Origin of the sequence: Campylobacter sp. RKI_CA19_01121, assembly GCF_025771295.1 — a bacterium.
GTDB lineage: Bacteria > Campylobacterota > Campylobacteria > Campylobacterales > Campylobacteraceae > Campylobacter_D.
Window position 1 is genome coordinate 1 of record NZ_JAKMQA010000010.1, and the last position, 13,161, is coordinate 13,161.

11 protein-coding genes are annotated in these 13,161 nt (G+C 31.7%); 10 read left to right on the forward strand and 1 reads right to left on the reverse strand.

The genetic code is table 11. From position 1 onward, the window contains the following. Nucleotides 1–33: 33 nt before the first annotated feature. A complete protein-coding gene (locus L8T90_RS06210; RefSeq protein ID WP_263737010.1) occupies nt 34–1,125 on the reverse strand; it encodes a CinA family protein in 1,092 nt (363 codons plus the stop codon). A 100-nt stretch (nt 1,126–1,225) separates the two neighbouring features. Between L8T90_RS06210 and ileS the strand changes: the two genes are divergently transcribed. From ileS to L8T90_RS06260, 10 genes are all read left to right on the forward strand, one after another. Further along, nucleotides 1,226–3,991: an isoleucine--tRNA ligase gene (gene ileS / locus L8T90_RS06215; RefSeq protein WP_263737011.1), complete on the forward strand. Its 2,766-nt coding sequence runs from the start codon at nt 1,226–1,228 to the stop codon at nt 3,989–3,991. A gap of 99 nt (nt 3,992–4,090) precedes the next feature. Then, complete coding sequence (gene gatA / locus L8T90_RS06220) at nt 4,091–5,455, forward strand: Asp-tRNA(Asn)/Glu-tRNA(Gln) amidotransferase subunit GatA (protein WP_263737012.1); 1,365 nt, start codon at nt 4,091–4,093, stop codon at nt 5,453–5,455. 10 nt (nt 5,456–5,465) lie between these two features. Further along, nucleotides 5,466–6,917, forward strand: a complete 1,452-nt coding sequence (gene guaB / locus L8T90_RS06225) for an IMP dehydrogenase (protein ID WP_263664221.1) — start codon at nt 5,466–5,468, stop codon at nt 6,915–6,917. After that, nucleotides 6,917–7,090: an exodeoxyribonuclease VII small subunit gene (gene xseB, locus L8T90_RS06230; protein ID WP_039628709.1), complete on the forward strand. Its 174-nt coding sequence runs from the start codon at nt 6,917–6,919 to the stop codon at nt 7,088–7,090. Before guaB ends, xseB begins: the two co-directional genes overlap by 1 nt. After that, nucleotides 7,083–7,871, forward strand: coding sequence for a carbon-nitrogen hydrolase family protein (locus tag L8T90_RS06235; protein ID WP_263737013.1), 789 nt, complete (start codon nt 7,083–7,085; stop codon nt 7,869–7,871). The genes xseB and L8T90_RS06235 overlap by 8 nt, the downstream gene beginning before the upstream one ends. 128 nt (nt 7,872–7,999) lie before the next feature. After that, entirely contained in the window at nt 8,000–9,292 is a 1,293-nt protein-coding gene (gene murC / locus L8T90_RS06240; RefSeq protein ID WP_263737014.1) for a UDP-N-acetylmuramate--L-alanine ligase, read from the forward strand. Then, nucleotides 9,285–9,632, forward strand: a complete 348-nt coding sequence (locus L8T90_RS06245; RefSeq protein ID WP_263725407.1) for a hypothetical protein — start codon at nt 9,285–9,287, stop codon at nt 9,630–9,632. The genes murC and L8T90_RS06245 overlap by 8 nt, the downstream gene beginning before the upstream one ends. Continuing rightward, nucleotides 9,632–11,830, forward strand: a complete 2,199-nt coding sequence (locus tag L8T90_RS06250) for an endonuclease MutS2 (protein ID WP_263737015.1) — start codon at nt 9,632–9,634, stop codon at nt 11,828–11,830. The genes L8T90_RS06245 and L8T90_RS06250 overlap by 1 nt, the downstream gene beginning before the upstream one ends. A gap of 45 nt (nt 11,831–11,875) precedes the next feature. After that, a complete protein-coding gene (locus L8T90_RS06255) occupies nt 11,876–12,574 on the forward strand; it encodes an SIR2 family NAD-dependent protein deacylase (RefSeq protein ID WP_263737016.1) in 699 nt (232 codons plus the stop codon). Next, a complete protein-coding gene (locus L8T90_RS06260; RefSeq protein ID WP_263737017.1) occupies nt 12,568–13,161 on the forward strand; it encodes a LysE family translocator in 594 nt (197 codons plus the stop codon). Before L8T90_RS06255 ends, L8T90_RS06260 begins: the two co-directional genes overlap by 7 nt.

Sequence of the window (13,161 nt, forward strand, 5' to 3'; positions counted from 1 at the left end):
TGGGGTGTATTTTTGAAATACACCATTTTTTGTTTAAACACCAAAGAAAATTTCAGGTTTTAATCTAAGCATTAAACAATATGCAGCCAAACTAGCTTGCTCTCTTGTGTAGTTTCTATTGCCTTGTATGTGAATGCATTCTTGTAAAAAGGTTCCATCTTTATACATAGCTCCTATGTAGATGGTGCCTGCTTTGGTATTTTTATCATTTTCTTCTCCAGCTACCCCACTAAGCGCTAAAGCAAAATCACAATTTGTAGTTTTAAAAACCCCTTTTAGCATAAAATAAATACAACGATCAGAGTATTCTCCAACACTTTCTAAGGTATCATTGCTCACCCCAAGCCAAGAATTTTTCAAACGATTAGAATAAGTCACCAAAGAGCCTTCAAAAATGCTAGAAATTCCTGAATTTTCAGCTAATTTTGAAGCGCAAAGTCCAGCTGTGCAGCTTTCTGCAAAGGAAATTTTTAAGTTTTTTTCTAAAAGTTTTTTAGCTATAAATTTAATAGGATCATTCCCTAAAAATACTTTGCCCGTAAAAAGTTTAAAAACTCCCTTTAAAAAGCCTTCTAGTTTTCCATACTGACTAGTGCTTGCTCTAATACAAATGAGATTATCTAACAATGCACTTGAGCTAGTTTGAATTTCAAAAGAAGTAGTAAGTGTATTAAGTAAGATATTTGCACTCATTTCATCTATATCTAAAAGACAAAAATAGGCATAATCAAGTTCAGGATTTTGTAAAATCATAGGCAATTTTTGCTCTATATTTATGTTTAATAAATTAATATAGCATTTTTCAAAAGAGCTTAAAAAGGAATTTTTTTCACGTAAAGCTTTTGAAGGTACTAAAGTATCATTTTCTAAGATTAAAACATCATCATTTAAGGTTGCTATGATTTTAGCTATGGTTGCATAGTATTCGCTAATGCTAAAAATGGTTATATAATCATATTCTTTAGAAAGTTTTTCAAGTAAAAAAGGAAGTTCTTTATCAGGTTTGTTTATAAATTTTAACTCATGAAGTTCTAAAAACCGCTTTTTGTATTCTTCTTGTATATAATGCATATAATTTTCATTAATAATAATTTCACTACCTATAATGATGATAAGATGTTTCATGATTTTCCTTTTTTTCTTGCGATTATAACAAAAAAATAAGTGCAAATTAAAAGTATTTTAAGTAGAATTTACTATTTTTAAATTTTTCAAGGTGGATTATATGGATTATAAAGATACGCTATTGCTTCCAAATACGACTTTTGCAATGCGTGCAAATTTAGCAGAGCTTGAGCCTAAGCGTTTTAGCAAGTGGTTTGAAAATAACTATGCTTATGAGAAAATGAAACAAAAAAGACAAGGGGTAAGTGAGAGTTTTACTCTGCATGATGGACCTCCTTATGCTAATGGACATTTGCATATTGGCCATGCTTTAAATAAAATTTTAAAAGATATCATCATCAAAATGCATTATTTTCAAGGTAAAAAAGTGCGTTTTACTCCGGGTTGGGATTGTCATGGTTTGCCGATAGAACAGCAAGTTGAAGTTAAACTTAAAGATAAAAAGCAAAGTTTAAGCAAAAAAGAAATTCGTGAGTTTTGTAGAGAGCATGCGAGAGAATTTGTAAATATCCAAAGAGATGAATTTAAGTCTTTGGGTGTGATTGCTGATTGGGATGAGCCATACTTGACTATGAAAAATGCTTTTGAAGCAGATATTTACAAAGCTTTATGTAAAATCGCTAAAAAAGGACTTTTGTTAGAAAGAAGCAAGCCTGTTTTTTGGAGCTGGGCTGCTAAGAGTGCGCTAGCAGAAGCTGAAGTAGAGTATGAAGATAAAGAAGATTATTCTATTTTTGTAGCATTTGAGCTTGATAAAACTTCGGTTGAAAAATTAGGAGTTGAAAAAGCAAAAGCGGTAATTTGGACTACCACACCTTGGACTTTACCGGCAAATCAAGCTATATCTTTAAATCCAAATGAAAAATATGTTATCACTGAAGAAGGTTATATTTTTGCTAAAGCCTTGCTTGAAAATATGATCAATAAAAATTTCACTCAAGGAAAAATTCAAAAAGAACTTTTGGGTTCTGAATTTGAAAATTTAAGTGCTATTAATCCACTCAATCAAAGAAAATCCACTCTTATTTTAGGCGATCATGTTTTAATGGAAGGCGGGACAGGGCTTGTACATACTGCACCAGGACATGGTGAGGATGATTACTATGTGTGCTTAAAATATGGTATTGAGGTGATTATGCCAGTAGATGATGGTGGGTGTTATGATGAAACGCTAAGAATTAAAGGACTTTTACCAGAACATTTGCTAAATGAATTTATAGGACTTCATATTTTTAAAGCAAATGAGCGTATTTTAGAACTACTTGGCGAAGCTTTGCTTGAAAGTTCTAAATTTACACACTCTTATCCATTTTGTTGGAGAACACATAAACCAGTTATTTATAGAGCTACAAAACAATGGTTTATTTTAATGGATGAGAAAAAATTAGATGGAAAATCTTTAAGAGAGCTAGCACTAGAGCAATTAAATAATGTGAAATTTTACCCAGAAAGTGGAGTAAAAAGACTTAGCTCTATGATAGAAAATCGTCCTGATTGGTGTATATCAAGACAAAGAGATTGGGGTGTGCCTATCGCATTTTTTAGAGATAAAAGCACCAAAGAAGTGATTTTTGATGATGATGTTTTAGATCATTTGGTGGGAATTTTTGAAGCAAATGGAGCTGATGCGTGGTGGGATTTAGAAATAAAAGATTTATTACCGCTAAATAGCAAATATGATCCAAATAATTTAGAAAAAGTTTATGATATTTTAGATGTTTGGTTTGATAGTGGTAGTACTTGGGAGGCAGTGTTAAACTCAGCTAGATATGACGCAGGAGAATACCAAGCTTCGATGTATCTTGAAGGAAGCGATCAGCACCGTGGATGGTTTCAAAGCTCACTTTTAATTTCCACTGCGATTAATCACAAAACCCCATATAAAAACATACTTACTCATGGCTTTACCGTTGATGAGAAAGGTCAAAAAATGAGTAAATCAAAAGGCAATGTGGTTTTACCTCAAAATGTAGCTAAAAATTATGGGGTAGAAATTTTAAGACTTTGGATAATGCTTAGTGATTATTCAACGGACTTAAAAATTTCAGATAATATCTTAAAACAAGTAAGCGAACAATATAGAAAGATAAGAAATACTATAAGATTTTTACTTGCAAATACTAATGATATGGAATTTTTAGAAACAAAAAATTTCACACTTTTAGACAAATGGATCTTAATGCGTGCGAAAGTTGCTTTTGAAGCATGTGAAGCTGCTTTTGAAAAATATGAATTTGCAAAGGGCTTTAGTGTGCTTTTAAATTTCTTAAGTGCGGATTTAAGTGGAATTTATTTAGATGTGTGTAAAGATAGATTATATTGTAATGCAAAAGATGACACAAAGAGAGTAAGTGCGCAAAGTGCTATGGTGCTAATAGCTAGAAAGCTTTTTACGCTTTTAGCTCCAAGTTTAACTTATACTATAGATGAAGCTTTAGAGCATGCAAATGTGGCTATTAAAGAAAATGCTAAAGATGTGTTTGATTTGGTGTTAAAAAATGGCTTTGATTATGAGTATAAAATCGAAGATGATTTATTTATAAAATCAAGAGAAAAATTCTTTGAACTTGTTGATGTATTAAAAAAAGACAAAATTATCAAATCAACTTTAGAACTAAGCTTACAAACAAGCGCAAATGAGCTTTTGAGTGAAGATATTGAAGAAGTAGCTGATTGGTTTATGGTGAGCTTGGTAGAAAGCTTAGATGAAAAAGAAGCTTTGAGTGAGTTTAAAATAGATGATCATAGTTTTAAAATCGTGCGTTCTTCATTACACAAGTGTCCAAGATGTTGGAAGTTTTTAGCAAAAGAAGAAGAATGCTTATGTCCAAGATGTAATAGCGTGGAAAAAGCAAAAAATGTTTGAGCAAGCTTTACCTTTTAGCGTGGTAGTGATTACTTTATTAGGCTTTTTATTTATCACGCTTTTTTTGTTTTATTTGGTTAAAAAATTTAAGGATAAATAATGATAACTTTAAAAGAAGCTTTGAAATTTTCAAATGAAGAATTAGAAAATCTAAAAAAAGAATTAAATGAAAAAGCATATCAGCAAAAGCATTTGGGTGCTTATGTGGAGCAGTTTTTAAATAAAGATTTAAGCACTTCAGGTGCTGGTGTGCCAGTAGCTATAAAAGATAATATTAGCGTAAAAGATTGGGAATTAACTTGTGGTTCTAAAATTTTACAAGGCTATGTGGCTCCTTATGATGCAAGTGCTATTGTAAATTTACGCAAAAATAATTTTGCTCCATTTGGAAGATGCAATATGGATGAGTTTGCTATGGGGAGTACGAGTGCGACTTCTTTTTATGGTAAGACTTTAAACCCACTTGATAATACCAAAGTCCCAGGTGGAAGTAGTGGAGGGAGTGCTGCTGCAGTTGCTGCAGGGATAGCTTTAGCAAGTTTGGGTTCAGATACGGGTGGTTCGGTAAGACAGCCTGCTGCTTTTTGTGGTTGTGTTGGGTTTAAGCCAAGTTATGGAAGAGTTAGTAGGTATGGTTTAGCAGCGTATTCTTCAAGTCTTGATCAAATCGGAGTTTTAACGCAAAATGTTGAAGATGCTGCGATTTTGTATGATGCTATTGCAGGTTATGATGAAAAAGATAGTACAAGTGCAAACATAGCTTTTGAACCAACTGCGCCAAAACTAAATGCAAATAAAAAGCTAAAAATAGCTGTGATTAAAAACTATGTAGAACAAACCAATGATGATGTAAAACAAGCCTTATTAAAAACCATAGATATGTTAAAAGCAAATGGACATGAGATTGTTTATAAAGACTTAATGGATTCTACATTTGATGTTGCAGCTTATTATATCATAGCAGCAGCTGAAGCAAGTGCAAATTTGAGTCGTTATGATGGTGTAAGATATGGTAGAAGAAGCGAAAAATGTGATAATCTTAGCCAAATGTATGTAAATAGCAGAAGTGAAGGCTTTGGCGAGGAAGTAAAAAGAAGAATTTTACTAGGAACCTTTGTTTTAAGTAGTGGGTATTATGATGCATACTATATCAAAGCACAAAAAGCTAGAAGATTTATCAAGCAAAAATATGAAGAAATTTTAAATGATTGTGATTTGATTTTTATGCCAGTTGCTCCAAGTGTTGCTTTTGGCTTTAATGATATTAAAACTCCGGTGCAAATGTATTTAGAAGATGTATTTACTATTTCAGTGAATTTAGCAGGACTTGGTGGTATTAGTGTGCCTGTAGGAAAAAATGAAAATGGACTTAATATCTCTGCTCAGCTTATATGTAAAGCTTATGATGAGCAAACTTTGTTAGATGGTGCTTTAAGCTTGGAAGAAATTATCAAAAACAAATAAAGGAAAAATTATGAAAATCATAAAACGCGCTTTGACTTTTGAAGATGTTTTGCTAGTTCCTCAATATTCTGAGGTTTTACCTAAAGAAGTAGATATCAAAACAAAACTTACAAAAAATATTACCTTAAATATGCCTTTAATTTCAGCTGCTATGGATACGGTTACTGAGCATAGAGCAGCTATTATGATGGCAAGACTTGGTGGTATAGGGGTGATCCATAAAAATATGGATATAGCTTCACAAGTTAGAGAGATAAAAAGAGTTAAAAAAAGCGAAAGTGGCGTGATTATGGATCCTATTTACATAGGGGCTAAAGCAAGCGTTAAAGAAGCGCTAGAACTCATGGCTGAATATAGAATTTCAGGAGTTCCTGTGGTAGATGAAAATAAAACCCTAATAGGAATTTTAACTAATCGTGATTTGAGATTTGAAACTAATTTTGATAATTTAGTAGAAAATGTAATGACAAAAATGCCTTTAATCACTGCTAAAAAAGGCTCTACTTTAGATGATGCAGAAAGGATTTTCTCTACTAATAAAGTAGAAAAACTTCCAATCGTAGATGAAAATAATCGTTTAGAAGGTTTGATTACTATAAAAGATTTAAAAAAACGTAAAGAATATCCAAATTCAAATAAAGATGCCTATGGAAGATTAAGAGTAGCTGCAGCCGTGGGTGTAGGTCAGCTTGATCGCGTAAAGGCTTTAGTGGAAGCTGAAGTTGATGTTATAGTAATGGATAGTGCACATGGGCATTCTAAAGGTATTATTGATACATTAAAAGCAATTAAGGCTGAGTTTAATGTGGATGTGATAGTAGGAAATGTTGCAAGTGCTAAAGCGGTTAAAGATTTATGTGAAGCAGGCGCGGACGCTGTTAAGATAGGTATAGGGCCTGGTAGTATTTGTACTACACGTATTGTTTCTGGTGTGGGTGTGCCTCAAATTTCAGCTATAGATGAATGCGCAATAGAAGCAAGTAAATACGGCGTGCCAGTAATCGCTGATGGGGGTATAAAATATTCAGGCGATATTGCAAAAGCTATTGCAGCGGGTGCAAGTAGTGTGATGATAGGTTCACTTTTAGCAGGAACTGATGAGAGTCCAGGTGAGTTATTTACTTATCAAGGAAGACAATATAAGAGTTATCGTGGTATGGGAAGCTTAGGTGCTATGCAAAAAGGAAGTTCAGATAGATATTTCCAAGAAGGTACAGCTCAAGATAAACTTGTGCCTGAAGGTATTGAAGGTAGGGTGCCTTATGTAGGAAGTATAAAAAGTGTAGTGCATCAACTTTTAGGTGGGCTTAGATCTTCTATGGGTTATGTAGGTGCAGTAGATATCAAAGCTTTCCAAGAAAGAGCTGAATTTGTAGAAATCACCGCAGCAGGATTAAAAGAAAGCCATGTGCATGATGTAACTATCACTGCTGAAGCACCAAATTATAAGGTAAGTAATTAATGGAATTTGAAGATCATATCAAACAAGCCGAGCTTTCTTTGGAAAAACTTAATGATAAAGATTTGGACCTTAAAACTTGCGTAGAAATTTATAAAGAAGGTTTAAAAAGTATCAAGCAAGCAAGAACTATGCTTGAAAATGCTAAATTAGAAATCGAGCAAGTAGATGAGTAGTGTTGTAGCTTTACAATTTCCCACTTTGGCTTTGAGTGAATCAAGGCTTGATTATTATCTAAAAGCTGCTAAGGAAAGTGGTGCGAATTTGGTGGTTTTGGGTGAGTATGTTTTAAATAGCTTTTTTAGTGAGCTAAAAACTATGCCAAAAAGTATGATCAAAGAACAAAGTCAAAGCAAAAAAGCAAGCTTGATAAAACTTTCTAAAAAGTATGAATTAAACATCATTGCACCGTTCATAAGTGTAGAAAATGATGGCTTAAAAAAACTATGCTTAAAAGTAAGCCCACAAAATGTAAAAGCGTATGAGCAACAAATTTTAATGCCTTATGCACACTGGAATGAAGAAAAATTTTTTAATAATAAAAAAACTGATAAACTTAAACTTTTTACTTTCACGCATGAGGGTTTAAAATGCGCTTTGCTTTTTGGCTTTGAGGCACATTTTGATATCTTTTGGCAAATGATTATGAAAAAAAAGATAGACTTAGTCATCATTCCTACAGCTAGTACTTTTGAAAGCAATCAAAGATGGCTAGAGCTTTTAAAAACAAGAGCCTTTTTAAACTCAACAAGCATTTTAAGGGTTAATCGCATAGGTAGCCCAAAGCAAGAAAATGATTGGAAATTCTATGGAGATAGCTTTTTTATCAATGCTTTTGGAGAGGTGCAAGAGCAACTTGGCGATCAAGAAGAAATGCTTGTAGTAGAAGTTAGCAAAGCAAATGAAGCTAGAAATTTATGGGGCTTTGATAAACTTATAAAAAATTACGAAGAATAAAATTTATTTTAGTTTTTTCAAAAGTAAAAACAATGAGTAGATTTTATCTTTAAGGGCTTTTTATATTTTATTTTTAGTAAACAAATGATAGAATTTTGCCTTAAATTTTCAAAAAATTTGAGGCAAGAATGCAAAAAATTCATTTTATAGGTATAGGTGGTATTGGAATTTCAGCTTTGGCGAGATTTTTAAAAGAACAAGGCTTTAAGATTAGTGGTTCTGATATCAAAGAAAGTAAAATCACAAAAGAATTAGAAAAAGAAGGCATAGATATAAAAATTCCTCATCATAAAGACAATATTAAAGATGTGGATTTGGTGGTGTATTCAGCTGCTATTAAAGAAGATAATGAAGAATTAACTAGCGCAAAAAAGCAAAACATCACAACGCTTTCAAGAAAAGAAGCCTTGCCTATGATTTTAAAAGACAAAAGAGTTTTTGCGGTTGCGGGAGCTCATGGCAAAAGTACAACTTCAAGCATTTTAGCAAGCTTGATAGAAGCTTCTGTGATTATTGGTGCGGTGCTAAAAGAAAGTGGCACTAATATGCTTTATAAAGAAAGTGAAAATCTCATCTTTGAAGCTGATGAGAGTGATAGTTCTTTTTTAAACTCAAATCCTTATTTAGCTATAGTGACTAATGTTGAAGCAGAGCATTTAGATCATTATGGAAACAATCTTGCAAGACTACACAAAGCTTATGAAGACTTTTTGCATTTGTCTAAAATTCAAGTGATTAATGCTGAAGATGAGTTTTTATCAAGTTTAAATTTAAATAATGCAAAAAAGCTTTATCCAAGTAAAGATATCACAAATATTTACATGAAAGTAGAAAATTTTAAGCCAAAAACCTATTTTACGCTTAAAGATTTAGGTGAATTTAGTGTTTTTGGTATGGGTGAGCATGTAGCGATGGACGCTGCTTTGGCTATTTTGGCTGCGAGTGAATTTATAAATATAGAAGAGCTAAAAACTAAGCTTTTAAAATATCAAGGGATTAAAAAAAGATTTGATATTTTATTTGCAAATGAAAATATGGCTTTGATTGATGATTATGGACACCATCCAACAGAAATCAAAACAACACTTAAAGCAGCAAGTGAGTATGCAAGGCTAGCTGGATATGAAAAAATTATAGCTATTTTTGAGCCTCACCGTTATACGCGTTTAAGTGCAAATATAGAGTATTTTAGTGAGGTTTTAGCAAATGTTGATGAGCTTTATATTTTACCTGTGTATGCAGCAGGGGAAGCTAAGATAGAAATTAATATGCAAAAATACTTTCCAAAAGCTAAATTTATAAAAGAAATCAAAAGAGAAGAAAGCGCTATTTATCTTGATGATGAGTTGATCGAAAATGGTTTGGTAATTGGCTTTGGCGCAGGAGATATAAGCACAAAGCTTAGGGGAAAGTATGTTTAAGATTTTTTTATATATCTTAGCTTTTTTTGCGATTTTGCTTTTTTTTGTTTTTTTACGTAAAAAAATAGGTAAGATTAGCAATTATCTTTTGATTTTAGTATTGATTTTGATGATTGCTTTTGCGATTAAAATTGAGCTAAGTGCTACAAGAAGTGGTGTTTTAAAAAAAGAAACACTCAATGCATTTTTACAAGGACAAAGTCTAATTTGCAAAGATGTTAATGTCACTAAAGAGTATTTTAACTTTGAGCATGGAACGCAAAGTTTTATTTCAAATGGTAAAAATAAACAATTTAAAGCCTATGTTTTTGATATAAAAGATTGCAAGGTAGATAAATAATGCAAGAGCAATTTTTTAAAAAGCTAGATTTAGATGGTTATATAGAAGACTTTAGGGGACTTTTTGCAAGAGATAAAGAAATTTTTTTACAAGGTGATAGCAAGCTTCATTATAAAAGGATTAATGAGCTTTCGCTGATTGATTTTAATCCTCCACCTATGATAGAAGAGCTAAATAGTGCTTTAACTCATCTTAGTAAGCAAGGAATTTTACATTTAAGCCAAAGCTTTGAATTTATTAAAATCTGTATGTATTTTAGATACTTAAAGGGCTTAAAATTTGAAGAAAGCTTAAAAGAATGGCTTTTAAAAATAGAAATTCCACAGGCTATTTTAGAACTTTTTGAGTATTTTGATGAAAAGGGTGAGATTAAAGAAAGTGTTGATGAAAGACTTGTTAATTTAAATTTAGCTCTAAAAATGAAAAAAGAAAGCTTGGTAGCTGAGTTTAAAAAACTCACCTATACTAAAAATCTTAGTGCTTATTTAATTGATACGCAAATTCATCTTATCAATGGTATGGAGGCCTTGCTTTTACGCGGTGGGTTTAATCATGTCTTAAAAGCAAAAATCATAGGTAGAAGTAGTAGTGGCGGATTTTATGCGGTGCCTTTGAGTGTAGAAAAAATCCAAAGTCAAATAGATGAAATCAAAGATGCCAAAGAAGAAATTTTTTATGAATATGCTAAAAAAATCAGCTTGATTTTTTATAAAAATTTGATGTTTTTGAAATTTATCAATAATGCTTTTGATTTATTTGATCATTATAGCGCTAGAGTTTTGATGGCTAAAAAACATGATTATGAGTTTGTTTTAGCTGATAGTTCTAATAATTTAAGCTTATATAACTTCGCACATCCGGCTTTAAAAAATGCAAAAAGTGTTAATATAGAGTTTAACAAAAAAGTTTTAATCATCACGGGTGTAAATGCAGGTGGTAAGTCTATGCTTTTAAAAGGAATTTTAAGTGCAGCTTTACTCGCAAAGCATTTGCTTCCTATGAAAATTAACGCACAAAAAAGCCAAATAGGCAATTTCAAAGAATTTGATGCGATTTTAGAAGATCCACAAAATGTAAAAAATGATATTTCTACTTTTGCAGGAAGAATGTTGCATTTTTCTAAGCTTTTAGGTAAGAAAAATGTTTTATTAGGGGTTGATGAGATAGAGCTTGGAACAGATTTTGAAGAAGCAGCGTGTTTATATACTGAGCTTATTTCTAAGCTTTTAGAACAAGATAATAAAATCATCATTACAACCCACCACAAACGCCTTGCTATGCTTTTAGCTAAAAATTCACAAGTAGAACTTATCGCTGCTTTGTATGATGAGGAATTATCGCGCCCAAAATATGAGTTTTTAAAAGGCACTATAGGCAAATCTTATGCATTTGAAACGGCTTTAAGATATGGTATAAGAGCAAATTTAGTGCAAAATGCTAAAAAGCTTTATGGAGAAGATAAAGAAAATTTAGAAGAAATGGTAAGTAAAAATATCAATCTTGAACTTTCTTTACGCAAGAAAAATGAAGAGCTTGAGAAAAAAGAAGCTAAGGTAGATGAAATTTTACTTTCACTTAAAGATCAAAAAGAAAAAAATGAGCAAGAATTTAAAAAGCTTGTTTCTAATTTAGAATTTAAATATCACAAAGCCATAGAAGAAGCTAAAAAAACGATAAATCTAAAAGATATCAAAGAAAAACAAAGAAGTTTAAACAAAGCCAATGAGCTTAAAAAAAGCATTGTATTACCAAGTATGGAGCAAAATGAAGAGCTTAGAGTAGGGGATTTTGTTAAATATGAAAAAATCAAAGGTAAAATCACTGCAATTTCAAAAAATGATGCGATGATTCAAAGTGATGGTTTGAGTTTGCGTGTGCCTTTAAAGCTTCTTAAAAAAAGCAATCAAACCCCTACACAAAAGGTAAAATCAAGTGTCAATATAACCCGCCCAAGTGCTTTAAATATGACTTTAGATTTACACGGCTTAAGAAGTGATGAGGCACTTGAAAGATTAGATAAATTTATCTCTGATGCTTTGATAGTAGGTTTTGATGAGGTGATAGTTTATCATGGTATAGGCACGGGAAAACTAGCTTTTGCGGTAAAAGAGTTTTTAAAAGCCCACAAAAGTGTAAAAAGCTTTAATGACGCTCCGATTAATCAAGGTGGTTTTGGCGCTAAGGTGGTTAAGCTTTAAGTAAAATTATAGTAAAACCTTTAAAACAATAATGAGGTTTATTAAATGAAACAAGTGATGATTTTAAGTGGAGCGGGTTTATCCGCTCCAAGTGGTATAAAAACTTTTAGAGCTAGTGGTGGGCTTTGGGAAGAGCATGATGTAATGGAAGTTTGCTCTGCAACTGGCTTTAGAAAAAATCCTAAAAAAGTTTTGGAATTTTATAATAAAAGAAGAAAAGAACTAGCTAGTGTTAAGCCAAATCATGCACATAAAATCATCGCTTTATTAAAACAAAAATTTCCAAAACAAATTAGTATTTTAACGCAAAATGTAGATGATTTATTAGAGCGAGCAGGTTGTGAAGAAGTGGTGCATTTGCACGGTTTTTTACCTGAACTTAGGTGTTTAGAGTGTGAAAATATTTTTAACATAGGCTATGAAAGTAGTGATGGTAAAATTTGTCCTAAATGTCAAAGCAAAAGTGTAAGGCACAATATAGTGATGTTTGAAGAAATGGCGCCAAATTATAAAATTTTATATGAAAAATTACAAAATTGTGATTTATTTGTATGTATAGGCACAAGTGGGCAGGTTTTACCCGTGGGAGAGTATGCAAGAGTATGTAAGCAAAGTGTATTAAATAATCTTGATGAGGATAAATATTTAGAAAGTAATTTCACAAAAGTTTATATAGAAGATGTTTGCACGGCTATTGATAAAATCAAAATCGATATAGAAAATTTCTTGGAAGCAAAATGCTAGAAGTAATCTTACAAGGTATAGTTTTGGGTATGGGTGTGTCTGTGCCTTTTGGGCCTGTGAATATTTTGATCTTAAATACTGCTTTATCTTCTTTTAAAAATGCTTTTTGTGTTGGGCTTGGCGCTTTAAGTGCTGATATACTTTTTTTGATTTTGATTAATCTTGGGCTTTTAAGCTTTGCAAATAATGAATTTTTTTATAAAATACTAGCTGTTTTTGGCTTTTTCTTTTTGAGTTTTATGGTATTTTTAATGCTAAGAAAAACAAGAAAAGTCGATCTTAACAAGGTAAATAAAACACATCCTTTAAAAGGTTTTAGTAAAGGATTTTTCTTAAATGTTACAAATCCTTATGTTATAGGCTTTTGGGTGAGTGTAGCAGGGCTTAGCATGCAGAGTAAAAACTCTTTTGTTTTGCTTTTTGGTTTGGTGGGTTTTATTGTATTTTGGATTTTTACTCTATCGTTTTTTGTGTCTAAATTTAAAGCCCTTGTAAGAAATAAACATATATTTTATATCAATCTTTTTTCAGCATTTATTTTAGAGTATTTTGCTCTTTCTATGCTGTATAAAGCTTTTATAGGATAA